This window comes from Streptomyces sp. NBC_00659 (assembly GCF_036226925.1).
In the GTDB taxonomy this organism is placed as follows: Bacteria; Actinomycetota; Actinomycetes; order Streptomycetales; family Streptomycetaceae; genus Streptomyces.
In genome coordinates, this window is sequence record NZ_CP109031.1 from 9,065,291 (window position 1) to 9,089,211 (window position 23,921).

Sequence of the window (23,921 nt, forward strand, 5' to 3'; positions counted from 1 at the left end):
CCGATCACGCACCTCGCCCAACCAGCAGGTCCGGCAGCGATGTTGCTGAACCGTCAGGAAAGGGTCAGGCGGAGCACGGCCTCGTAGGCACCGCTCTGGGCGATGGCCGGTACGTCGAGGGAGAGTCCCGCGCCCGCGTCGAAGTGACCGCCGGTCACGGACGCCGGATCGGTGCTCGCCGACTGGGTGCAGAGCGGGACCGCGATGGTCGTGCCGAGCGGCCCCGGCGAGCCGGCCGTCACCGTCGAGGCGGCCGCCGCTCCCGTGTGCACCCCGCACGTCGGTGTCCACGACAGCCGCCCGCCCGGAATGACCGCCCCCGACGCGGTGCGGAAGTCGGTGACCGTGCCGACCAGCGACCAGCCCTGGGTTCCGCCCCGGAAGTCCTTGACCTGGACCGAGCGCAGGGTGCCGCCCGACGTGTGCTCGGTGCCGTCGACGGTGACCGGTTCGAAGGTCACGTCGCCGGGCTCCTGTGCCATCGTCAGCGCCCCGCCCGCGACCACGATCTTGAGGTTCTGCTCGCTCGCCCCACCGTTCGCCGTGGCCGCCCAGGCCGCCTCGGCGGAGTCCTCGGCGGTGCCGTCCTTCTCGGCCGCGACGATCTTCACGGTGCCCGTGGCGGGTGTGACCGTGGCCGTGAAGGATCCGCGGGCGTCGACCGGAGCCGTCACCGCGAGGTCCGTGGTGGGTGCGCCGGAGTCGTCGACGGGCGTGACGGTGACCTCGTCCCCGGGGTCGAAGCTCGTGCCGGTGACGGTGGTGGCCGTGCCCGGTCCGCCTCCGGAGGGGCTGAGCTGGAGGGCCCTGGTGCCGAGGACGCCCAGGACCAGGGTGGCGGTGGTGCCGCCCTGGGTGATCCTGAGGGTGTGCGGTCCCGGTGCCGCGGACGCCTTGACCAGCACTGTTCCGGTGAGCTTTCCGGCGCTGTCCACGGAGAGATCGGGGGTCAGGTCCGCGTCGGAGCAACTCGTTCCGGTGAGCGAGCACAGCTCCACGGTGTCGACGGCCGCCGAGGGCGTCCAGCCGCTGCCGCCGAGGGTCACGGTGTCACCCGGGCGGGCGCCCGTGGTGTCGGCCGCCGGCCGGCCGGAGATCTTCGAGACCGCCAGCGTGCCGGATCCCCCGCCGGCAGTGACGGTCATGGTGTGCAGCACCGGGGCGTCGCCCTGCAGCGTACAGGCCAGCGACAGGCCGTAACTCGGGATGTCCAGCGTGATCTGACCGGGCGTCAGAGTGACGCTCCCGGGCTGGGCGACGGTGAGCTTGCCGCTCAGATCGGGGATCGGGATCGTCCCCTTGGCGGGGATGGCCGGGTGGGAGGCGGGTGCGCTGAGGGTGATGGGGTCCTGTCCGGAGACGAGGATCCGGGCCGAGGCGGCGACGCTGTTCGCGGGCAGCGGTACGGGTCCGTTGGCGGGACCCGCGTCGTCCAGGCCGAGGGTGACGTCGACGCTCTGTCCTGCGGTCGCGGTGGCGGGAGCCGTGAGCGTCGCCGTCGTGGTGAACTGCGAGTGCGACGTGCTGAAGACGCAGTCGTACGACACGGAGGCGCTGCCGGCGGACGCGGGGGACGACCCGCCGAGGACGAGGGAACCGGCCGCCGCGACGACGAGTGCGGCGAGGGCGGCCCCGCCTCGTCCCGGGACGAGGCCGGGGTGGGCGTGCTTCATGGGGCGCTCCTTTCGTGGAGCGGGTGCGCGCGGACGCGTCGGGGTGTCGGGCAGCACCGCCGTCGGAACGGATGTCCCGTGGGGGCGGACATCCGTTCCGGCGGGGCGCTCGCCGAGCGGGCCGTCGCCGGGTCGGGGGCGCCGGGTTCGGCGAGGTGTCCGACAGTCGGCCGCTCGTTTCCTAGAGTGAAACGACGTTTCGAAAACGTCGTCCAAATACAGCGCCAGGCCCGTCCGGATGTCAAGAGGCGCGGGGTTTCGCTCCCGTTAAACCGTGAGTGCGCGTACGGGCTGCGGCGGTCGGTGGAAGGGTGTCGGGCGGATTCATTGTGGGAAACAATGGAACGCGTAGGGAAACAAGACTCTTGACGCTCTCTCAGGGGAGCTCCTAGGGTTGGCCGCGGCGAGCGGCCCGAAACCCCCTGCACACAGGCGGAGTTCATGGGGACCGCCACGGTCACCGAGTCCGGGCCGCAGCAGGTCCAGGGGAGGATCCGTATGAGCCCGTCGTCGGGCACCGGCCGGGCCACCGGCACCGTTCGCCCCGGCTGGAGCGGACGCTTCTACGAGGACTTCACGGTCGGCGACATCTACGAGCATCCGCTGGGCCGCACCGTCAGCGACGCGGACAACACCTGGTTCACGCTGCTGACGATGAACACCAACGAGATGCACTTCAACGAGGTGTACGCCGGACACAGCGAGTTCGGCCGGCCGCTCGTCGTCTCCACCCTGACCCTGGCCGTCGCGGTCGGACAGAGCGTCACCGACCTCACCCAGAACGCCTTCGCCAATCTCGGATGGGACGACGTGAGGATGACCGCGCCGGTGTTCGCGGGGGACACGCTGTGGTCCGAGTCGATCGTCCTGGAGGCCCGCGCGTCCGCCTCACGCCCGGCTGCCGGCCTCGTCACCGTCCGCACCCGGACCCTCAACCAGCGTGGCGAGCAGGTGTGTTCGTTCCGCCGCACCTTCTACGTCCACCGGCGCGGCGCACTCCCCGCCGACCGGCACCGCCCCCGGCCCACCGCGCCGCTCGGGTTGGACGACACCCCGTGAGCGCGCCCCCGGCACTGCCACGGATCGGCTACGCACCCTGGGGCGAGACCCTCGACGAACTCGTGGCCGCCGGACGGGCCGCGCGCGAGGCGGGCGCCGACACCCTCTGGGCGGCCGAGCTCCACCGCAGCGCCACGATCACGGCCGCCGCGCTCGCCCCCGTCGCCGGCCCGGCCCGTGTCGGGACCGCCGTCGCGCTCGCCTTCGTCCGCAGCCCGCTCACCACCGCGCTGGAGGCCCTCGACCTCGACGAACTCAGCGCGGGCCGCTTCGTCCTCGGCCTCGGCAGCGGGGTCCGGCGGCTCAACGAGGACTGGCACCACGCCGACTTCGACCCGCCCGTGCGGCGCCTGCGCGAGACGGTCGCCTGCGTCCGGGCCTTCACGGCCGCCTGCGCGGACGGCGCCACGATCGAGGCGGGCGGCGAGGTCACCGGATTCCGCATCCGTGGCTACCGGCGCCCCTTCCCGCCGGTGCGTGCGCGCATCCCTGTCCATCTCGCCGCCGTCGGCCCCGTGATGACCCGCCTCGCGGGCGAGATCGCGGACGGCTGGATCGGCCACGAACTGGGCTCACCCGCCCACCTCGAGGACACCGTCCTGCCCGGGCTCGCCGAAGGACACGCCCGCCGGGCATCCGACCCGGCCGCCTCCCGCCCCGACAACGGGCCGGCACCCGGGCACGGCCTCGACGGGTTCGAGGTCACCGCCTCCGCCTGCTGCTCGATCGACCCCGATCCCCGGCGCGCCCACCGCCTGGCCGCGGGCGGCCTCGGCTTCTACGCCTCGGTCCGCACCTACGGCCCGCTCTTCGCCGAGCACCGACTCGAAGTCGCGCAGCAGCGTGTCCTCGAGGAGTTCCGCTCCGCGGGCGCCCGCGCGGACCGGCTCGGCCATGCCGTCGACCCCGCCATGACCCGGGCCCTGACCCTCACCGGCACCCCCGACGAGGTCGCGCGGCGGCTCACGGAGTACGCGGCCGTGGCCGACTCCGTCAAGCTCGGCCCGCCCGTCCACGGCCTGGAACCCGGGGAGATCCGCGCGGCCCAGGCGGCCGTCATCGCCCTCATCAAGGAGGTACGCGCATGACAGCGCCGACGGATCAAGGGGCGTCGGTCCCGCGCCCGCTGGCGGACGTGCGTGTTCTCGCGGTCGAGCAGTACGGGGCCGGCCCGTTCGGCACCCTGCACCTCGCCGACCTGGGCGCCGACGTCATCAAGATCGAGGATCCGGGCGCCGGCGGCGACGTGGGCCGCTATGTGCCGCCCCACCAGCACGGTGAGGACTCGCTGTTCTTCGAGGCGTTCAACCGCAACAAACGAAGCGTCTCCCTCGACCTCGCCCATCCCCTCGGCCGGGCGGTGTTCGAGGACCTCGTCCGGCACAGCGACGCCGTCTACTCCAACCTGCGGGGCGATGTCCCCGAGCGCCTCGGCATCACGTACGACACCCTCGGCCCGCTGAACCCGGCGATCGTCTGCTGCTCACTCACCGGCTTCGGCATGACCGGCCCCCGGTCCGCGCAGCCCGGCTACGACTACATCCTGCAAGGCCTGGCGGGCTGGATGGACCTCACCGGCGAACCCGGGGGACCGCCCGCCAAGTCCGGTCTCTCCCTGGTCGACTACTCCGGCGGCTTCGCCGCCGCGCTCGCCCTGCTGGCCGGCCTGCACGCCGCCCGCCGCGACGGCCGGGGCCTCGACTGCGACGTCTCCCTGTACGACACGGCGCTGAGCATGCTCACCTACCCGGGCCTCTGGCATCTCAACGGCGGCTTCACCCCGACCAGGACCCGGCATTCCGCCCACCCCTCCCTCGTCCCGTTCCAGGCATTCCGGGCCCGCGACGCCTGGATCGTCGTGGGCTGCCCCAAGGAGAAGTTCTGGCAGCGCCTCGCGGGCCTGCTCGGTCACCCCGAATGGGCGCGCGCCGACCACGCGTACGGCTCCTTCGAAGGCCGCCGTACCCACCGCGAGGAACTGATACCCCGGCTGGAGAAGCTCTTCGCCGAACAGTCGGCCGCCGCCTGGATCCGGCGGCTCACCGAAGCCGGGGTCCCCTGCGGGCCCGTCAACTCCGTCGCCGAAGCGCTCGCCGACCCGCACACCGAGGCCCGGGGACTCGTCGTGGAGACCAGCCACCCGCATTTCGGCACCCTCCGCAACCTGCTCAGCCCGGTGCGCACCGGGCCGCCCGCCCCGGCCCACCGTCGGGCACCGCTGCGCGGCGAACACACCGACACGGTCCTGACCGAGATCCTCGGGTACGAGGAGACGCGCATCGCCGACCTGCGCGCGAAGGGGGCCTTCGGTGCCTGAGACCACCCCGCACAGCCACCCTGAGTTGCACAGCCACCCTCACCCGCACGGTCACGCGGACGACGAAGGGGGTCCGGCCGCCGCCCTGATCGCCCGCTGGGCGGGCCGGCTCACGCTGGAGCAGGTACCCAGCGTCGTGCGCCGAGCCGCGCGCAGACAGTTGCTGGACGGCATCGGCTGCCTGCTCGCCGCCCTGCGGAAGGACGCGTCCGCTCCCGCGCTGGCCGCCGCCCGGGGACTGGGCGGCCCGCGGGAAGCCGCGGTACCCGGCACCACGGAGCTGATCGGCGCGCCCGCCGCCGCGCTGGCCACCGGCGCACTCGTCCACGCCCTCGACTTCGACGACACCCACCCCGGCGCACTCGTCCACGCCACGGCCGCCGTGCTCCCCGCACTGCTGACCAGCGCCCAGCACACCGGCGCGACCGGCGCGCGCGTCCTCACCGCCGCCGTCGCGGGATACGAGACCGCGGTCCGGGTGGGCCTGGCCGCCCCCTACCGCTTCCACGCCCGCGGCCTGCACGCCACCCAGGTCGCGAGCGTCTTCGCCGCCCCCGTCACCGCCGCGGTCCTGTACGGCACCTCCGTTCCCGTGCTCACCCACGCCCTCGGCCTCGCGGGCAGCAGTGCCGGCGGACTCCTCGAATTCCTCGACGCGGGCAGCGACACCAAGACCCTGCACCCCGGCCTCGCCGCCCACGCCGGCCTCGTCGCGCTCCGCCTCGCCGCCGCCGGAGCCGAGGGGCCGGACACCGTCATGGAAGGCCGCTACGGTGTGTACGCGGCGCTCGCCGGACACCCCGTCACGGCCGCCCGGGTCGCGGGCGACCTCGGTGAGATGTGGCACGCGCCCGCCGTCGCAGCCAAGCGGCACCCGTGCTGCCGGCTCATGCATCCCGCCCTCGACGCCGCACACGTCCTGCACGGCGAACTGGCCGGTGCCGAAGTGGCCTCCGCCGTCGTCGACGTACCCCCCGGTGCGGTGCCCATCGTGTGCGAGCCCGCCGAGCAGCGCCGGGCACCCCGCACTTCCTACGAGGCGAAGTTCGCCCTCCCGTACTCCACCGCCCTGATGCTGCTCGACGGCCGGATCACCCTCGACTCCTACGACCGGGAGGCCGGCGCGCGCCCGGACGCCACCGCGCTGGCCTCCCGCGTCACCCACCGGGAACAGCCCTGGCAGGGACCCGACGCGGAGGCACCGGGCCGCATCCGGGTGCTCACCACGGACGGACGCGAACACGCGGCCGAGATCCCCGGTGGCTACCGTCCCCCGCCCTCGACCGAGGAGGTGCTGGTGAAATTCCATGTCAACGCCGGTGGAGAGAACGCCCTTTCGCGTGAACTCGGCGAACGCGTCCTGAGTATCGACCGGGAGCCGACGCTCGACCGGGTCCTCGAACTCACCGCGCGCATCGGCGCCTTCGTCGTGCGGAGGACACCATGAGCGCCCCGGTCCGCCCCGCCGCCCGCCTCACCGCCGTCGTGCCGTCCGCGGACCACAGGCCGGGCGCGGAAGCCCGAGCCGTGTGCGACCGGCTGGCGCGGCTGCTGCGGGAACACTCCGCCGCGCCGGGCGACATCGTCCACCTCACGGAGTTCACCGGTGTCGCGGCACTGGAAGCACGGGACGAACTCGGCCTCGCACTGGCGGAGTTGCTGGGCCCGCACCGCCCGGCGCGGACCACCGTCGTCAGCGACACCTTGCCCGCCGGCGCCCGATTCGCCCTCGCCGTCCGACTCGATCCCGGCGGCGGCCGGGCCCTGCCGACGGGTCTGCGCGAAGCGACCGACGGAACGGTCTTCCTGCCCACCGTCCTGCCGCTCGACCCGCGCGGGGACATCGCCCACCCCGGCGACTTCCCGCACCAGTACGCCCACTGCCTGCGCACCGCCGACCGCCTGCTGCACGGCGTGGGCCTCAGCCTCGACCACGCGGTGACCACCTACGACTACTCCACCCCCGCGACCCGCCGCGCCTATCCGCTCTGCGCCGGTCCACGCCGCGAACTGCTGGGCGGGGCCGGGGTGTTCCCCGGCGCGGGCGGCATCCTCATGTCCCGGCTGCACGCCCCCGGCATCCTGGTCGCGCTCGATGTCACGGCTTCCCGGCACCCCCTCGTCGGCGTCAACCCCGGCTGGCAGCGCTACGACACCCTCACCTACAGCCCCGGCGTGCGCGCGGGCCGCACCCTCCACATGTCCGGCTTCGCCGCTCTCGACATGGACACCCAGCAGGCCCTGCACGCCGGTGACCCGGCCGCCCAGACCGCCGAGATCTACCGCGCGGTGCGCACCGTGATCGAGGCCGCGGGAGGCGGACCCGAACACCTCGTGCACACCCAGGAGTTCCTCTGCCCGCCCGCCTTCGCCCCGGCCGATCCGCTGGCCGCATCCCGTGCGGGCGCGCTGGGACCCGGCGCCCACCCGGCCGTCACCACCGTCGGCTGCGCCGCCCTGCTCCGCCGGGAGTTCCTCGTCGAGGTGTTCCCGACCGCGGTCCTGCCCGATCCCGCGGACCTGCCCGAAGGAGGCACGTGACCCGCACCCTGCTCACCGACGAACTGCGCGCCCTCGTCGGCCGTACGACCGTCTACACGGCGCCCGAACCACTCGGCCGCGCCGCCCTGCGCTACTTCGCGACGGCCGTCGGCGACTCCAACCCCCTCTACACGGACCCCGATTACGCCCGCGCGCACGGCCACCCCGATGTGATCGCACCACCGACCCTGATCTGCGAGACCAACCAGTACACCGGCCTGCCACCGGACGAGGACGGCTACGCGGGACACACCTGGGGCATCCTCGTCCCGCACACCGCCACCGTCCGCGGATCACACGCGTACACCTTCCACCGTCCGGCCGGACCCGGCGTCCGCGTCACCGCCACCTGGACCCTCGTCTCACTCGGCGAACGCACCACCGGCGACGGCCGCCCGCTGCTCATCGTCACCTCGCGCTGCGCCTACACCGACCAGCACGGCACTCTGCTCGCCGAGAACGAGGAGACCGTCCTGCACGTCGCACTCACCGCCGAGGAGCCCCGGTGACCGGCCCCCAACTGCTGCTCGGGGCCGTCGTACCACCCCTGGAGCGGTCCTTCCCCATCACCCGCCTGGTCGCCTACGCCGGCGCCACCTGGGACTGGCACCGGCTGCACTACGACGCCGCCTACGCGGGCGCCAGAGACCTGGCCGCCCCCGTCGTGGACGGACAGGTCTTCGGGGCACTCCTCGCGGAGCAGCTCCTCGACTGGCTCGGCCCGGCCTGCTTCCTGCGAAGCCTGCACTTCCGTTTCGCACGGCCGGTGTTCGCCGGAGAGAGCGTGCGCTGCGTCGGCCGGGTCACCGCCGTCGACGGCCGCCTGGTGACCGTCGAGCAGACCGTCGAGGTCCTGGGCCCCCGAGCCCGTACCGCGGTCGCCCCCGCCGGAGCGCTCGTGGAACTCCGCGAACCGGCGGGCGGCCCGTGACCACCGGGGTCGCCGTGGTGGGCGTGGCCGAGGCCGACCTCGGCGTCAGTGACCTGCCCGCCCTCGCCCTCCTCGCCCAGGGCGTCACCCGGGCCCTGGACGACGCCGGTCTCACCCTCGCCCAGGTCGACGGACTGGCGACCTCCGGCACCGGCCGCTTCCCCGCGACACAGGCCGCCGACTACCTCGGGATCGCACCGGCCTGGACGGACTCCACCTTCGCGGGCGGCAGCGCCTTCGAGATGTACGTGGCGCGCGCCGCCCAGGCCATCGCGGCCGGACAGTGCACCACGGCCGTCATCGCCTACGGCTCCGACCAGCGCTCGGGCCGCTCCCGCAGCCTCACCGGGCCCCTGGACCCCGCCTCGCCCGAGGCCCAGTTCGAGGCACCGGCCGGACCGCTGTACCCGCTCTCCCACCACGCCATGGCCGCCCGGCGCTACCTCCACGTCCACGGCCACTCCCGGCGCGCGCTCGCCGAGGTCGCCGTCGCCGCCCGTGCGTGGGCGCTGCTCAACCCGGCCGCCCACCGCCACCGCGCCGGGCCCCTGACCGTCGACGAGGTGCTGGCCTCCCCGATGATCTCCAGCCCCCTCACCAAGGCGGACTGCTGCCTCGTCACCGACGGGGGCGGCGCGATCGTCCTCACCTCCCTCGACCGGGCCCGGGACCTGCGCCGCACCCCGGTGCGCGTCCTCGGGTACGGGGAGGCCACCACCCACACCGGCTCGGCGGGGCCGGACGACCTGCTGACCAACCCGGGCGCGTACGCGAGCGCCGACCGCGCCTACCGGCACGCCGGGGTGAGACCGGCGGACATCGACGTCGTCCAGGTCTACGACTCGTTCACGATCACCACGCTCCTGTCGCTGGAAGCCCTTGGCTTCTGCGGCCCCGGAGAGGCGGCGGACCTCGTCGCGGACGGCCGCATCCGTCCCGGCGGCGCCCTCCCCCTGAACACCAGCGGCGGGGGACTGTCGTACGGACATCCCGGCATGTTCGGGGTGTTCCTCCTGATCGAGGCGGTACGACAGCTGCGCGGCGAGTGCGGCGCGCGCCAGATCCCCGGCGCGCGGACGGCCGTGGCCCACGGCACCGGCGGCATCCTGTCCACCCACGCCACGGTCGTCCTCGTCCGCGAGGACACGGGCGGCGCCGGGTCGAGCCCGCCCGGCACTTCCGAGCCGTGGACCGGCGCGGCCGAACTACCGCCCGCCGCACCCGAAGTCCGACCCGGTTCACCCGAGCCTCCGCGCACCCCGGATCACCCGCAGCCGGGGACGAGGCCGCCTTCCGGGCTCACCCGCGGGGCTCACGCCGGGCCGCAAGCCCCGCCGTGGGACGGGCCTCTTCCCGCGCCCGCCGACGCCGTCACCCGGCCCTGGTGGGACGCCACGCGGACCGGACGGCTCACCGTCCAGCGCTGCGACGCCTGCCGTCACGCACAACATCCGCCCCGCGTCCTGTGCACCGCCTGCGGAGCCACCCGCGGGCTCCGGCTCGTCCCGGTCGCCGGAACCGCGTTCCTCGACACCTTCACCGTCGTGCACCGCGCGCCGCACGGCCGCCCGGTGCCGTACGCACTCGGGCGGACCCGGCTGACCGAGGGCCCGGTGCTCCTCGCCCCGCTGGTGGGAGACCACGAGGCCCTGCTGTGCGGTCAGTCGCTGCGGCTGACCTGGCGGGCGTTGCCCGACGGCAGGATGCTGCCCGTGTTCCGTCCCACCGGGGACCCGGTGGATCCCTAGGGCCTGTCCGACAAGCCCCAGGCCGCCGCGCCCGGCACGCCGCCCACCGACCCGCCGCACGCGGCGCCACCGCCGCCCGCCGAACCGGAGCCCTGAGCCGTGGACTTCACCCTGACGCCCGAGCAGAAGCTGTTCCGCCGGACCCTGCGCGACTTCGTCGCCAAGGAGATCGAACCCGTGGCCCAGGAGTGGGAGGACTCCGGCCGGTATCCCACCGAAATCGTCGCCCGCATGCGGGAGATGGGCCTGTTCGGCCTGACCGTCCCGGCGGAGTACGGCGGACTCGCCGCCGACATGGTGTCGTTCGCCCTCGTCTTCGAGGAGATCTCCCGGGGCTGGATGGGCATCGCCGGAATCCTCGGCTCCCACTCCCTGGCCTGCTGGATCCTGGCCCGGCACGGGACACCGGAGCAGAAGGAGCACTACCTTCCCCGGCTGGCCGACGGCGAGTGGCGCAGCGGCATCGCCCTGACCGAACCCGACGCCGGCACCGATCTCCAGGGCATCCGCACCACGGCCCGCCGCGACGGCGACGACTACGTCGTCCACGGATCCAAGACCTGGATCACCAACGCACGGCACGCCTACGTGCTGCCCGTACTCGTGAAGACCGACCCCGATGCCGAGCCGGCCCACCGGGGCATGAGCCTGCTGCTCGTCGACACCGCGACACCTGGCTTCACGGTGGAACGAGACCTTCCCAAGCTCGGCTACAAAGGCACCGAGTCCTGCGAACTGCGCCTGGACGGGGTGCGTGTCCCCGCCACCGCGCTGCTCGGCGGAGTCGAGGGCCGGGGCATGCAACAGGCCCTGTCGGGGCTGGAGATCGGCCGTATCAACGTCGCCGCCCGCTCGGTCGGCATCGCGCAGGCCGCCTACGACGCCGCCCTCGCGTACACCGCGCAGCGGCACGCCTTCGGACGGCCCGTGCACGACTTCCAGGCCGTGCAGTTGCGCCTCGCCGACATGGCCACCGAACTCCAGGCCGCCCGCCTCCTGGTGTACTGGGCGGCCTGCCGGGCGGACGAGGGCCGACGGGTCGACACGGAAGCGGGCATGGCCAAACTGTTCGCCTCGGAGACCGCCATCCGCGCCTCGCTCGACGCCATGCGCCTGCACGGCGGCTACGGCTACTCCAAGGAGTTCGTCGTCGAACGCCTCTACCGCGACGCCGCCCTGATGGCGATCGGCGAGGGGACCAACGACATCATGCGCACGGTCATCGCCCGCGGTCTGTCCGCGCACACCACCACGATCGGCTGACTCCGGCATGACCGGCCCCACGCCGTCGCACCGCGTGCCCCGCTCCTATCTGTACGTCCCCGGCGACCGCCCCCGCATGCTCGCCAAGGCGCTCGGCCGGGGCGCCGACGCGCTCATCGTCGACCTCGAGGACGCGGTCGCCCCCGCGGCCAGGCGGTCCGCGCTGCGAGCCGTACGCACCTGGCTGGAGGCGTTGCCGCCGGACGGGGCCACCAGCGTCTGGGTCCGGGTGAACCCCGGCCCCGACGGACTGCGAGAGGCCGCCGCCCTCGTCTGTCCGGCGCTGCGCGGCCTGTGCCTCGCCAAATGCCCGCACCCCGGGGCCGTATCGGCGTTCCACGACGTGCTCACCGAGCGGGAGGCGAAGCTCGGTCTCACGGTGGGCCGGATCGCGCTCTCACCCCTGCTGGAGACGGCGGCCGCCGTCCTGAACGCTCCCGCCCTGGCCGCCGCGCCACGCGTCGCCCATCTCCAGGCCGGAGAGGCCGATCTGTGCGCCGAACTCGGCATGGAACCGTCCTCCGACGACCGGTCGGAACTGCTGGTCGTGCGGACCACCCTCGTCCTCGCCAGTGCTGCGGCCGGGATCGCGCCGCCCGTCGGCCCGGTGAGCACGGTCTTCCGTGACACGCAGGCTCTGCTGGCCTCGACACGCGCACTGCGCCGCCTCGGCTACCGGTCCAGGGCATGCATTCACCCTGATCAGATCCCCGTCGTGCACGAGGTGTTCACTCCGTCCGCCGAGGAGGTGTCGGCGGCCCGGGCACTCGTCGACCGCTTCGAGGAAGCGGCACGCTCGGGCCTCGCCGTCGTCACCGGAGCCGACGGACGCATGGTCGACGAGGCGGTCGTCCGTGCCGCACGCCGGGTACTGGCCGCGGCGCCCGAACACACGGCCTGAAGCAGCCGGTTCAAGCCTCCGATGCCGGGAGAGCCCGGGTCAGATCCTCGTCAGGCTCAGCAGATCCGTCACACAGCCCGGTCCGGCGCCCGGCAACGCGGCCGCCATCGCCGCGAGTCGGCCGCTTCGCTCCGCGCCCAGTGACGGCTCCGCGCCGGTCCGGAACTTCCCGGCGAGCTCCGCCGCGGTCAGGGGGCTTCCGGGTCCGCCCCGGGAGGAGGTCACCCGGTGTTCGAGCCTGGCCCCGCCGCGCGTCCGCACCCGCAGCACGGCACCGAAGGCGTGGGGGAACCCGGCGTCGCAGCGCGCGTCGGACACCACCTCCACCCGCGCGGCCAGCGCCAGCCGCCGAGGGTCGGTGAACGCCTCCGGGGTGAAGTCCCGCAGCTGGACCCCCGGGCCTCGGTCCGGGTCGGCGAGCAGCGCCGAGGCGACGGTGTAGGGGCCCGAGAACTTCGCGTGGTAGGGCGAGGAGGGCCGGACCTTCTGCTCGCGGGGCTCCCCGATCGTGCGGCGCGGAGCCGCGGCCACGCCGAGTTCCACCGCCACCACGTCCGCCGGATCGAGTCCGTCGGCGCGCAGCGCCAGGGCGCAGTCGATCCCGGGATGGGTGAAGTGGTTGGAGGGGTAGGGCTTGTACACCGTGCGCGGGTACTCCCACCGGGCGGCGTCGTCCATCGCGTCCAGACCGGTGAGCAGCGGGCCCGCGTCCCAGCGGTCGCCGAGAAACGCCGTGAGGAAGCCGAACCGCCCCTCCAGCACGGTGGGCGGGCCGGTCACGCCGCCGGCGGCCAGCTGCGCGGCGCTCACACCGCAGTGCGCCGCCCAGCCGCAGTGGATCCGCTTCACCGTCCCGCCGGTGCGGTTGGCCTCGATGACACCCGCGCCCATCGAACAGGCGATGCCGATCGCGTCGGCGAGCTGTGCCGAGCTCAGTCCGAGGGCGAGGCCGGCGGCGACGGCGGCGCCCACGGTGCCGCAGACGGACGTGGCGTGCAGGCCCTTCTCGAAGAAGACCGAGTTGCGCAGCCGGGGATCGTAGGACGCCATGCCGAGCCGTACACAGATCTCGCCGCCCGCGGCCAGGGCGGCCACCGTCAGCGGCCCGTCCGCGCCGCTCGCCTCGGCGGCGGCCAGCGCGGCGGGCAGGACCGCCGCGGTGGGGTGGAGCACGGAGGGCAGGTGCGTGTCGTCGAAGTCCAGCGCGTGCGCCAGGGTCCCGTTGACCAGTGCCGCGCGGTCGGCGGGAAGGCGTATCCCGCTGCCGATGGCGGTGGACTCCGGGTTTCCACCGGCTCGCCGGGCCACGGTCAGGGCGGCCTCGTGCGGGCCTCCGGCCGTCTCGTCGCCCACGTAAGGGCCCAGCGCGGCCAGGCAGTTGCCGAGCGCGTCGGTGATCCGGGCCGTGGCGTCCTCGGCCACGGCCGGGGGGATCCCGTCGCGGCACCGCGCGGCGAAGTCGGCAAGCCGCGCGGCGAACCCCGGTCCGGATCCTGTGCGTTGGCCGGTTCCCCGGTGCGTGAGGTGCCGGTCGCTCGAGCCGGTCGAGGTGGGGTGCGCGTCGTCGAAGCCGGTCGGCGATGCCTGCTGGGGTTTGTCGTCCGGCCCGACGAACTCCCTTCCAGATCCGCTGCCTTCGCCGGTTCCCCGGTGCGTGAGGAGGTCGTCGTCCGAGCCGGCTGACGTGGGGTACACGTCCCCCGAAGCGGTCGCCGAACCCTGGGGCGCGTCGTCGTCCGTGCCGACGACGGCTCGCCTGACGCCTGTGCCGGCCCCGGCGTCCGGTCGGCGTGTGCCGGAGGTCCGCCGGACGCCGGGGCCGTGTTCCGTGCCCGTCATGCGGTGTCTCCCGGGGCCAGGACGGCCAGCGGCCGCACCGGGGAGCCGGTGGCGCCCGCCAGGGGCAGTGGGGCGAGCACCAGCAGGAACTCCGTGACCCGCGACTCCGCGAGCCCGGTCAGCCGCATGGTCTCCACGATGTGGATACCGGCGTCCACCAGGAGGCGCCCGTGCACGGGCAGTACGGCGTGGCCGCTCCCCGCCGGGATGTGCTCGAAGGCGAGCGTCTCCCCGCCCACGAGACGCGGTCCGCGCTCGGCCAGCCATTCCCCGGCCCCAGGCCCCGGCCCCGGGGCTCCGCCCAGCTGACCGGTGAACACCTCGGGATCGTCCCAGTGCCGCGACCACCCCGTGCCGATCAGCAGGGCCTCACCCGGCCGCGGTTCGGTCCGTGCCTCCTTCACGGCGTCCTCCAGCTCCCCGACGGTGACTTCGTGGGCGGGCGGCAGGACGGGGACCCCGTGCAGCCGGGCGATGTCGAGGAAGACGGCCCGCCCGACGTAGGGGGTGAACTCCTCTATACCGAGCCGGGAGAACCCCGTCGCGGACTGGGCGGTCGCGGCCTCGGACCCGTCGTGCAGCCGTCCGTCCCGTGACACATGGGCCAGCGCGTCGATGTGCGTACCGACGTGCCCGCCGGTGATGACGATCTCGTTGGCCGCCGATCCGCCGTCGGGCCGTACCAGGTCACCGTGACGGCGCTCCAGGAGCATGCGGTACGGAGGGTGGTTGGGGGACTGCGGCATGCCCCGGCGCATCGGATGGGCCAGATCGAGGACGCGTGTGCCGGACAGGGCGTCCCAGGGCTGATGGACGGTCAAATGACCCGCTCCCTTCGCAAGGTGTCGAGCTCGGCCGCGGTGAGTCCCAGCCGGGTGCCGTAGACACGGTCGGTGTCCTGGCCGTGCGGTCTGCCGGTCCAGCGGATGCTGCCGGGGGTGGCGGAGAGCCGGAACAGGACGTTCTGCATCCGCAGCGGGCCCAGCTCCGGGTCCTGGACCGTAGTGAGGGTGTCGAGCGCGCGGTACTGCGGATCGGCGAAGACGTCGGCGATGTCGTACACGGGGGAGACGGCGGCGTCGGCGGCCTCGAACGCCTTGAGCACCTCGGCCCGGTCCCGTCCGCCGATCCAGTCGGCGACCTGGGAGTCGAGCAGGTCGGCGTGGGCGGCCCGGCCGGCCCCGGATCCGAACCAGGGCTCGCGCACGACCTCGCCGTGTCCCACGAGCCGCATCACCCGCTCGGCGACCGCCTGCGCCGAGGTGCTGACCGCCACCCAACCGCCGTCCCGGGTGCGGTAGATGTTGCGGGGCGCGTTGTGCGCGGAGCGGTTCCCGGTGCGCCGTGGCACGGTGCCCAGCTGGTCGTAGGCGAGGGGCGCCGGGCCGAGCAGGGTGAGCAGCGGCTCGATGATGGCGAGATCGACGACCTGTCCGCCGCCGCCGTGCACATCGCGGTGGTAGAGCGCGGTCTGTACCGCCGCCGCGGTCACGAGGGCGGTGACACCGTCGGCGAGTCCGAACGGCGGGAGGGTGGGCGGGCCGTCGGGCTGCCCGGTGACGGCGGCCAGTCCGCTCATCGATTCGGCGAGGGTTCCGAAGCCGGGCCGCGCCGCGTAGGGGCCGAACTGGCCGAAGCCGGTGACGCGGGCGATCACCAGGCCGGGGTTCGTGGCATGCAGGACCGTGGGGGACAGGCCCCAGCGTTCGAGCGTCCCGGGACGGAAGTTCTCGACGAGGACGTCCGCTTCACGGACCAGCCGCAGCAGGATCCGGGCGCCACGCGCTCGGGACAGGTCGAGGGTGACGGTGTGTTTGTTGCGGCCGAGCATCTTCCACCACAGTCCGGTGCCGTCGCGGGACGGACCGTGGGTACGGGAGGGGTCGGGCCGGGAAGGGTGTTCGATCTTGATCACGTCCGCGCCGAAGTCTCCGAGAACGGTGGCCGCCAGCGGACCGGCGAACAGGGTCGCGCAGTCCAGGACGGTGATCCCGTGCAGTGGACCGGGCGGTGCGCCGCCAGGATCGGGGGAGGGGAACGGCACTGTGGCTCACACCCTTCGGATCGACGGATGTTTCTCCTTGTGGAACGCCGTTTCGAAAAGTTAGCATGCGACCCAGACCCACGAAAGAGAAACAGTGTTTCCCCATCGGTTCCTCTATCCGGGAAAGGGGGTGCGGACGGCTCCCGGGCGAACCGGGGAAGCGCCGCGGTCCGCCGTCCGCGCTCCACGGAAGCGGTCCGGTACACGGAGACCGTCCGGCCGGCATGGCACGCTACGACCTGATCGTGAGGAACGGGACGCTCGTCCAGCCCCATGTGGGCGAGATACGCGCCGACTTGGGCGTCCGGGACGGCGTGATCACGGCGCTCGCCGACGACCTGCCCGCGGCGGAGGCCGAGGAAGTGCTCGACGCGGCCGGCCGGGTGGTCCTGCCGGGCGCTGTCGACGCCCACTTCCATCTGGGCATCTACCGTCCTTTGGCCCAGGACGCGTTCGAGGAGACGCGATCCTCCCTCGTCGGAGGCGCCACCACCGTGCTGTCGTACTTCCGCACCGGCGAGCACTACCTCAACCGCACCGGCCCGTACGCGGAGATCTTCCCCGAGGTCCTCAAAGCCGTCGAGGGGCAGTGTCACACCGACTACGGCTTCCACCTGGCTCCGATGGACACGGCCCAGGTGCGCGAAGTCCCCGCCCTGCTGGACGGTCACGGGGTCGCCTCGTTCAAGTACTACATGTTCTACAAGGGGTTCAACCTCTCCGCCGACTCACGCGACGCGCGCGGCTTCCGGATGACGGGGGAGGACGAGGAGTACGACCTCGGTCACCTCTACCAGCTCATGGAGGCCGTCGCCGCCGCCGGGGCCGCCCGCCCCGACGGCCGGGTCTCCCTCTCCCTGCACTGCGAACAGTCCGAACTGATGCGCCTGTTCATCGACCGGGTGCGCCGCGACGGTGATCCCCAGACCCTCCGGGCGTACAGCGAGGGCCGTCCGCCGCTGACCGAGCAGGTGGCCATCGCGGAGGCGGCGACCCTGGCCCGGGCCACCGGCTGCCCCGTGAATCTGCTGCACCTGTCGAGCGCGGCGGCCCTGGACGCGGCCCGGGCCGCCCGTGCGGCGGCGCCCGGCGGCGACCTGCGGACGGAGGTCACGCTGCACCACCTCTGTCTGGACCACGAGAGTCTGGACGCGGCGGGCCGTGGCCTCGGGGCCAAGGTCAACCCGCCGGTGCGCACCCGGGCCGACAACGAGGCCCTGTGGGCGGGGGTCGTGGACGGCACCGTCGACTGGGTGGCCTCCGACCACGCCTGCTGCATGGAGGAGAACAAGGGCGACGCGCTGTGGCCCGCACTGCCCGGCTTCGGCGGTACGGCGCTGCTCTACCCGGTCCTCCTCTCGGAGGGCCACCACCGGCGCGGAATCCCGCTGCGCAGGATCACCGAACTGGCCTCGGCCGGCCCGGCGGCGGCCTACGGCCTCGCCCGCAAGGGATCCCTCATGGTCGGTTCCGACGCCGACCTCGTCGTCGTGGACCTCGACGAGACCCGCACCGTCAGCGCCGGCCTGCTGCTCTCGGGACAGGACCACTGTCCCTTCGACGGCGTCGAACTCCGCGGCTGGCCCAGTGCCACGGTGGTCGGCGGCCGGATCGCCTACCGGGACGGCCGTGTCGAAGGAACGCCGTCGGGCCGGTACCTGCCGAGGTGAGAGCGTGGGGGCCGCGCCCGGAACCGATCCGGGCGCGGCCCCGCATCGCTCACGCGCTCACATGCCGTCGCTGTCCCACGCGCCCCGCGAGCGGGACCGTATCGGCAGGGTGGAGGGCACCGGCGCCTGGTGCGGCTCGTAGTTCTCGGCGTCGCCACCCCACTTGATCCACTCGTCGGTCGTGTACCAGTTGATCAGCTCGCCGTCGGAGCGGATGATCCACGTCGTGTCCTCCTCCGCCACGAAATGACCGTGCTTCACGAAGGCCGGACGGAAGCAGTAGGTCCCCGGGTCGATGTCCCCGAAGTTGTAGGCCATCCGTCCGGACAGTGTGTAGAACTCCTCGTAGCACGGGTGGTGGGCGAGTCGGTGGTCCGTCCAGCCCTTCGGGGCCAGGACGAGACGGGTGTAGAAGCCGGTCTTCTCGTCACGGTGCAGCAGCTTGATGTACAGCGGGGTCAGCGGGCCGTTCGTCGGCGCCGTGACCCACTCCATGGCCGCCGAGTCCCACTCGGTCACTTCGCCGGACGAATCCGCCCACCGCGCGCCGCCGGGCTCGAAGTCCGAGGGGCCGTACTCCCGCCAGTGCAGCACCCGGCTGCCCGCTTCGGCCGACAACTCCCGCATGGGGACGCCCTTGGGCACGTGCAGATAGCCCCCGGGTCCGAGGTCCGTGGCGCCGTGCCGCAACCGCCCTTCGAGGACGAAGAACTCGGTGTCCGCGGACGGCACCCCGGCCGGACGGTGCGCCGCGGAGTCGAAGGCCAGCGACAGGGCGGCCGAACCGTCCTCCTCGTCACTGCTGAGCCGCCGCTCGCGCACCTCGCCGACGGTGTGCGGGAGTTCGGCCGGATGCCAGACGTAGTCGTCCTCGTGGATCAGCTCGACGTGCGGGCGCACCGCGCCACCGCCTTTCGCTTGTCGCCGCGGGGGCTGTCCCCGGGCGGGTCGGGTGTGATTGCCGACGGGAACGGGGGTCACCGGGGCGGAACGGGCGGCGGGTGCCGCGGTGACGGCGCCTGCGGGGCGGCGGCCGCGCGCAGTTCGCGCTTGAGGACCTTGCCGGCGGAGTTGCGGGGCAACGCCGCCACCGTGCGCACCTGCCGCGGCAGTTTGTAGCCGGCGAGCAACGGCCGCAGGAACAAGGCGAGTTCATCGACGCCGACGGGCACGGCGCCGGCCGGCGGAACGACGTACGCGGTGACCACCTCGCCCCAGAGCGGGTCGGGCACCCCGACCACCGCGCACTGGGCCACGCCCGGATGCGCGAGGGAGGCCTCCTCCACCTCGCGCGGATAGACGTTGAGCCCGCCCGAGATGATCACGTCCTTCTTGCGGTCGACGATGCGGACGTAGCCCTCCTCGTCCATCGTCGCGACATCGCCGACGCTCAGAAAGCCGTCGGTGGTGCGGCAGGCCGCGCTCGCCTCGGCGTCGTCCAGATACCCCTTCATCAGGAACGGCGAGTGACTGAAGAGTTCGCCGGGTACGCCTGCGGGGACCTCGACGCCGTCGTCGCCGAGGATCCTGAGCCGGGTACGGAACCAGGCCCGGCCCACCGAACCGGCCTTGCGGCGCGCGTCCGCGGGGCGCAGGTCGGTCACCACACCGCCCTCGGTCGACCCGTACAACTCGTGCACACCGCATTGCGGGAAGGCGTCCAGCACCCATTCCTTGAGCGGGACGGGGAGCGCGGCCGCGTTGAAGTACAGGGTGTCCAGGGACGACAGGTCCCGGCCCTGCGGTCCCTCGCCGCCCAGGTCCCGTACGGCCTGGGCGTGGGTCGGCACCAGGAAGACGGACCGGGCGCGCTCCCGCGGGACGAGGTCCAGCAGATGCCCGGGGTCCCACCGGGGCAGCATCACCACCGTCCCGCCGGTGAGCAGGGGAGCGTAGCCGAACATGAATCCGGCGCCGTGGCTCATGGGCGCCACGGCGACGCTGACCCGCGCCTCGCCCAAGCCCCATTCGTACGCCGACAGTTCGGCCGTCAGCGCACGGGCCGCGTGGGTGAGGAGCGCGCCCTTGGGCCGCCCGGTCGTCCCCGACGTGTACTGGACACAGAACGTGTCGTCCCCGGTGACCGCGACGCGCGGATCCACGTCACGGCCCCGCGTGAGAACTTCTTCGTAGTCGCGCCCCGGTCCCGGTCCGCCGACCCGCACGACGACGTCCACGGAGACGGCCGCGCACACCTCCTCGGAACGGTCGTGCTGCACGACGAGCGCGCGGGCCCCGCTGTGCCCGGTGATGAACGCGATCTCCGGGACCGTCTGCCGCACACCGATCGGCACCATCGCCAGTCCCGCCTTGCCGAGGGCCGCCGCGATCTCGGGGTATTCGAGCCGGTTGCCGAGCAGCACGGCGACGCGGTCGCCGGGGTTGAGGCCCGCGGCGAGGAGCGAGCTCGCCAGCCGGTTGGAGCGGCTGTGCACGGCGGCGAAGCTCAGACGCCCGGCGCCGTCCACGACGGCCGTCCGCGCGGGCGCGGCTGCCGCCCAGCGGCGCAGCCCCGTGACCATGGAGCGCCCGGGGTGCCGGCCGTCCGGGACGGACCGCAGATGTGCCGGGAGATCTTCCACTACCTGTCCTCCGAAGGCGTCGGGCGAGCGGGAGTCCCACCCTTTTGATACTCCCCGCGTTTCATTGATGTCAACGCTGTTCCATGGAGCGAAACGATGACAAGGGCACGGAGGACTTGTCATGTACGCACATTTCTGCTCTGTTGGGGAAACAATGTTTCCCCAACAAGAGAAGGTGAACTCGTGTTCCGTGGACTGTTACGGGCCGTGCCGGCGCTGCTGCTGACCGCGGCGGCCGCCTTCACCGTCGCCCCCTCCGCGGCCGCCGCACCCGCGGCCGCACCCCTGCCCGCCGTCGCCGCGGCGGACCCCTCGGCGCCCGGTACCCAAGCCGTCGCGTACACCGATGTGACCGTGTCGGCGTCGGGCCGTTCCTTCAGCGCGCGGGTCTGGTACCCGGGCACGACCGCCGGCGCCAACGCGCCCGTCGCCGCCGGAGCCCATCCGGGCCTGGCCTTCGGGCACGGCTTCTTCCAGGACATCTCCAAATACGAGTCGCTGCTGCGGCACTATGCGTCCTGGGGGCTCATCACCGTCACGCCGAAGTCCCAGGGAGGCCTCTTCCCGAGCCACTCGGACTTCGCCGACGATCTGAACGCGTCCCTGACCTGGCTCACCGCCCAGAACACCACGACAGGCTCCCGCTTCGCCGGCACGGTCGACACGGCCCACCTCGGGCTTTCCGGACACTCCATGGGCGGCGGCGCCGCACTGCTGGCCGCGAGCCGCAGCACGTCGGTCAGGAGTGTCTCCACCCTGGCGGCCGCCGAGACCAACCCGTCGGCGGTCACGGCCTCCGGCGCCCTGGGCATTCCCGCCCAGTACGTGGGCGGCAGCCAGGACGGCATCGCGGGGGTCGCCGGCAACCAGCAGAAGATGTACGACGCGAAGTCCGCCCCCGCCCAACTGCGTGTCATCACCGGCGGCTTCCACTGCGGCTTCGTCGACAGCTGGGGGATCGGCTGCGACAGCGGATCGATCACCCGCGCCGCACAGCAGAAACTCACCCAGGGCGTCACCACCGCCTATCTCCTCCACACCCTGGGCGGCGACACCTCGTACTACGATCAGGTCTGGGGCTCCGCCGCCCGGAACCTGGCCGGGGTCGTGTACTCGGCCAAGCCCTGACCGGCGCCGTGGACAGGAGCTGACGCGTTCCGTGATCCGTGCGACAGCGCCCCGGGACCCGGACCGTCACCGCCGCGGTGACGGTCCGGAACCGGCTCGTGCCGGCACCGGTGTGGCCGGATGCACATTCGCCGCCGGAGGAGAAATCGGTCGGGGTCGAAGGGGCGCTCCGGTGCGGCCTGTTGGGAGCGGAAGGGGTGCGAGGTTCAGCCTCGGGACCGTTCGTGCACGCCCCGTCAAGCGTGCGGCGGGTCCGCCGGCGTCCAGTGCGGGCCCGGAGGGTGCCGTGAGGCCCGTACACTCGGCAACCGCCTCCGTGTCCGGCGCGAGGCCCCGAGAGGAAGGACGCGTTGTCCGTGTTCCAGGAAGCCCCGATCTACCGCCAGCTCGTCGCGGAGCGCGGTGACGTCCCCGCGCAGGTCCGAGGTGAGGCCGAGCGGATTCGCAGCGACCTGCAGCGGGTGATGCCGCCCCTCAAGGCCTCGGCGCCCGCCACGGCCGAGCACGCATGGCCCGGCGCGCCCGCCGCGGCCGAGCACGCCTGGTCCGGCGCACCTTCCGGCCTGGCTCTCCCGCCGGGGACGCAGCGAGGCTGATCCGCCGTGCACGGCCCGGCCGCGCGCCCGACCGACTCGACCGCCCGGAAGCCGACGGCTTCCGGGCGGCTGCCGTGATGGCCGGGGCGGTGACCGGCCGCGGCCGGTCGGACCATGACGGCCGGCCCCGGCCCCGGGCTCTGAGTGGTGAGGGCGAAAGGGGCTATCCGGACGAAGTGGACGCCGTGCGACCCTCCGCGGCCCCGGGTCAGCGCACCGGGAAGCCGAAGGTGTGCCCCTGCTCCTTCAGCCAGGGGAGGATCCGGCGCAGGGCCTCGACGGTCTGGGAGCGGTCGCCGCCCGCGTCGTGGAAGAGGATCGTCGGCCCGTTGGGCAGCTCCCGCTCGACCGTGGCGACGACGGCGTCCGTGCCCGGCCGTTCGAAGTCCTTGGAGTCCACGTTCCAGCCCAGCGGCCGCATGCCCCGGGAGGCGGCCAGCTTGCGGCTGTACGGGGTGAAAGCCCCGCCGGGCGCCCGGTAGTACATGGGCCGTACGCCCCCGGACGCCTTGGTGATCATGCGTTCGGCGTCGAGTATCTGCTGCGACTGGTAGGCCTGGGACTTGGCGTCCATGCCGGTGTCGTGCGACACCGAGTGGTCGCACAGCCGGTGTCCGGCCGCGACCACCTTCTTCACGAGGTCCGGATGGGCCTGCGCCTGGGTCCCCACCATGCAGAAAGTGGCCTTCACTCCGTACTCGCGCAGCACGTCCAGTACTTGAGGGGTCCACACCGGGTCGGGGCCGTCGTCGATGGTGATGTTGACCCCGCGCGCGCCCTTGTCCGAGGCGTGCACGATGGTCACCGCCACCGGCTTGACCGCGGCCTGCCCGGCCGACGCGGCCGGGCGGGGCGACGCGTCGGGCACGGCACCGGCCTGCGCGGTCCACACCGAGGCACCGGCGGCCAGCAACGTCACCCCGAGTGCCGCCCCGGCCACCTTGCCGTACCAGCCCCGCCTGCTGCCGTGCCGTGCCATGTCCGCCCCGCTCTCCCGCAGTTCCTCGGTCGCCGTCCGACCACCTGGCAGGACGAGCGGCGAGGGCCGGAGGATGCGTCTGTTACGGATCACGGACAATTCCGGGAGGGAATGGGGACACAACCGCGTGAGTTGGCCCTGTCTTCGCGTCAACGTGTCGGTTCCTGGAGAGACTTGAGCCATCGCTTCGCCCTGTTACGGTGTGCCGATGTCATCCGTCAAGCAGTTCCAGGTCACCTTCGACTGTGAGCAACCTGAGCGCGTCGCCCGCTTTTGGTGCGAGGTGTTGGGCTACGTCGTACCGCCGCCGCCGGCGGGGTTCGCCACATGGGACGACTATGGCCGCTCGCAGCCACCCGAGGAGCAGGGCTCATGGTTCGCGTGCGCCGATCCCACCGGCGTCGGCCCGCGACTGTACTTCCAGCGCGTTCCCGAGGGCAGGGTCGTCAAGAACCGGGTGCATCTCGACGTGCGGGTCGGCACCGGTCTCGTGGGTGCTGAGCGCCTTGCCGTCCTCGAGGCCGAATGCGCACGTCTGATCGCGCTCGGCGCGGTACACGTGCGAACACTCGTTGCCGATGACAAGAACGAGTCCTGCATCGGGATGCAGGACGTCGAGGGCAACGAGTTCTGTCTCGACTGAAACACCC

At 73.1% G+C, this 23,921-nt stretch carries 21 protein-coding genes; 14 read left to right on the forward strand and 7 right to left on the reverse strand.

The annotated features are described in order from the left end of the window. Positions 1-53: 53 nt before the first annotated feature. The gene (locus OG410_RS39735; RefSeq protein WP_329303614.1) at positions 54-1,673 is read right to left on the reverse strand and encodes a hypothetical protein; all 1,620 of its coding nucleotides are present in this window, start codon (positions 1,671-1,673) and stop codon (positions 54-56) included. 441 nt (positions 1,674-2,114) lie between these two features. On the opposite strand from OG410_RS39735, the gene OG410_RS39740 reads away from it, so the two are divergent. The 10 genes from OG410_RS39740 (at position 2,115) to OG410_RS39785 (ending at position 12,433) form a co-directional block, all read left to right on the forward strand. After that, positions 2,115-2,732: a MaoC family dehydratase gene (locus tag OG410_RS39740; RefSeq protein ID WP_329303615.1), complete on the forward strand. Its 618-nt coding sequence runs from the start codon at positions 2,115-2,117 to the stop codon at positions 2,730-2,732. Then, entirely contained in the window at positions 2,729-3,820 is a 1,092-nt protein-coding gene (locus OG410_RS39745) for an LLM class flavin-dependent oxidoreductase (RefSeq protein ID WP_329303616.1), read from the forward strand. Before OG410_RS39740 ends, OG410_RS39745 begins: the two co-directional genes overlap by 4 nt. Then, positions 3,817-5,049, forward strand: a complete 1,233-nt coding sequence (locus OG410_RS39750) for a CaiB/BaiF CoA transferase family protein (protein ID WP_329303617.1) — start codon at positions 3,817-3,819, stop codon at positions 5,047-5,049. Before OG410_RS39745 ends, OG410_RS39750 begins: the two co-directional genes overlap by 4 nt. Beyond that, positions 5,042-6,496 (forward strand): MmgE/PrpD family protein, encoded by a 1,455-nt coding sequence (locus tag OG410_RS39755; protein ID WP_329303618.1) that lies wholly within the window; start codon positions 5,042-5,044, stop codon positions 6,494-6,496. Before OG410_RS39750 ends, OG410_RS39755 begins: the two co-directional genes overlap by 8 nt. Beyond that, a complete protein-coding gene (locus tag OG410_RS39760; RefSeq protein WP_329303619.1) occupies positions 6,493-7,590 on the forward strand; it encodes a RidA family protein in 1,098 nt (365 codons plus the stop codon). Before OG410_RS39755 ends, OG410_RS39760 begins: the two co-directional genes overlap by 4 nt. Then, positions 7,587-8,099: a MaoC family dehydratase gene (locus OG410_RS39765; RefSeq protein WP_329303620.1), complete on the forward strand. Its 513-nt coding sequence runs from the start codon at positions 7,587-7,589 to the stop codon at positions 8,097-8,099. The genes OG410_RS39760 and OG410_RS39765 overlap by 4 nt, the downstream gene beginning before the upstream one ends. Beyond that, positions 8,096-8,521, forward strand: a complete 426-nt coding sequence (locus OG410_RS39770; protein WP_329303621.1) for a MaoC/PaaZ C-terminal domain-containing protein — start codon at positions 8,096-8,098, stop codon at positions 8,519-8,521. The genes OG410_RS39765 and OG410_RS39770 overlap by 4 nt, the downstream gene beginning before the upstream one ends. Next, complete coding sequence (locus OG410_RS39775) at positions 8,518-10,269, forward strand: acetyl-CoA acetyltransferase (RefSeq protein WP_329303622.1); 1,752 nt, start codon at positions 8,518-8,520, stop codon at positions 10,267-10,269. Before OG410_RS39770 ends, OG410_RS39775 begins: the two co-directional genes overlap by 4 nt. 99 nt (positions 10,270-10,368) lie before the next feature. Continuing rightward, positions 10,369-11,532 (forward strand): acyl-CoA dehydrogenase family protein, encoded by a 1,164-nt coding sequence (locus OG410_RS39780; protein ID WP_329303623.1) that lies wholly within the window; start codon positions 10,369-10,371, stop codon positions 11,530-11,532. Between the two features lie 7 nt (positions 11,533-11,539). Further along, a complete protein-coding gene (locus OG410_RS39785; RefSeq protein WP_329303624.1) occupies positions 11,540-12,433 on the forward strand; it encodes an HpcH/HpaI aldolase/citrate lyase family protein in 894 nt (297 codons plus the stop codon). A 39-nt stretch (positions 12,434-12,472) separates the two neighbouring features. On the opposite strand, the gene OG410_RS39790 is transcribed toward OG410_RS39785, so the two are convergent. From OG410_RS39790 to OG410_RS39800, 3 genes are read right to left on the reverse strand one after another with little or no spacing between them, the layout of a single operon-like run. Further along, a complete protein-coding gene (locus OG410_RS39790) occupies positions 12,473-14,272 on the reverse strand; it encodes an MmgE/PrpD family protein (protein WP_329303625.1) in 1,800 nt (599 codons plus the stop codon). Continuing rightward, on the reverse strand, positions 14,269-15,093 hold the full coding sequence (locus OG410_RS39795; protein ID WP_329303626.1) for a cyclase family protein: 825 nt from the start codon (positions 15,091-15,093) through the stop codon (positions 14,269-14,271). The genes OG410_RS39790 and OG410_RS39795 overlap by 4 nt, the downstream gene beginning before the upstream one ends. After that, positions 15,090-16,316 (reverse strand): CaiB/BaiF CoA transferase family protein, encoded by a 1,227-nt coding sequence (locus OG410_RS39800; RefSeq protein WP_329303627.1) that lies wholly within the window; start codon positions 16,314-16,316, stop codon positions 15,090-15,092. The genes OG410_RS39795 and OG410_RS39800 overlap by 4 nt, the downstream gene beginning before the upstream one ends. Before the next feature lie 224 nt (positions 16,317-16,540). Here OG410_RS39800 and OG410_RS39805 point away from each other — a divergent pair, with 224 nt between their 5' ends. Continuing rightward, on the forward strand, positions 16,541-17,986 hold the full coding sequence (locus OG410_RS39805) for a dihydroorotase (RefSeq protein ID WP_329303628.1): 1,446 nt from the start codon (positions 16,541-16,543) through the stop codon (positions 17,984-17,986). A gap of 57 nt (positions 17,987-18,043) precedes the next feature. On the opposite strand, the gene OG410_RS39810 is transcribed toward OG410_RS39805, so the two are convergent. After that, positions 18,044-18,886 (reverse strand): DUF4437 domain-containing protein, encoded by an 843-nt coding sequence (locus OG410_RS39810; protein ID WP_329303629.1) that lies wholly within the window; start codon positions 18,884-18,886, stop codon positions 18,044-18,046. A gap of 77 nt (positions 18,887-18,963) precedes the next feature. After that, complete coding sequence (locus OG410_RS39815; RefSeq protein WP_329303630.1) at positions 18,964-20,568, reverse strand: class I adenylate-forming enzyme family protein; 1,605 nt, start codon at positions 20,566-20,568, stop codon at positions 18,964-18,966. Positions 20,569-20,751: 183 nt separating this feature from the next. On the opposite strand from OG410_RS39815, the gene OG410_RS39820 reads away from it, so the two are divergent. Together OG410_RS39820 and OG410_RS39825 are read left to right on the forward strand one after the other, a co-directional pair. Beyond that, the gene (locus OG410_RS39820) at positions 20,752-21,696 is read left to right on the forward strand and encodes an alpha/beta hydrolase family protein (RefSeq protein ID WP_329303631.1); all 945 of its coding nucleotides are present in this window, start codon (positions 20,752-20,754) and stop codon (positions 21,694-21,696) included. 356 nt (positions 21,697-22,052) lie between these two features. Then, positions 22,053-22,292: a hypothetical protein gene (locus OG410_RS39825; RefSeq protein WP_329303632.1), complete on the forward strand. Its 240-nt coding sequence runs from the start codon at positions 22,053-22,055 to the stop codon at positions 22,290-22,292. A gap of 208 nt (positions 22,293-22,500) precedes the next feature. Here OG410_RS39825 and OG410_RS39830 read toward each other — a convergent pair whose 3' ends face one another. After that, on the reverse strand, positions 22,501-23,271 hold the full coding sequence (locus OG410_RS39830; RefSeq protein WP_329304451.1) for a polysaccharide deacetylase family protein: 771 nt from the start codon (positions 23,269-23,271) through the stop codon (positions 22,501-22,503). A 208-nt stretch (positions 23,272-23,479) separates the two neighbouring features. Between OG410_RS39830 and OG410_RS39835 the strand changes: the two genes are divergently transcribed. Continuing rightward, entirely contained in the window at positions 23,480-23,914 is a 435-nt protein-coding gene (locus OG410_RS39835) for a VOC family protein (protein WP_329303633.1), read from the forward strand. Positions 23,915-23,921: the final 7 nt, after the last annotated feature.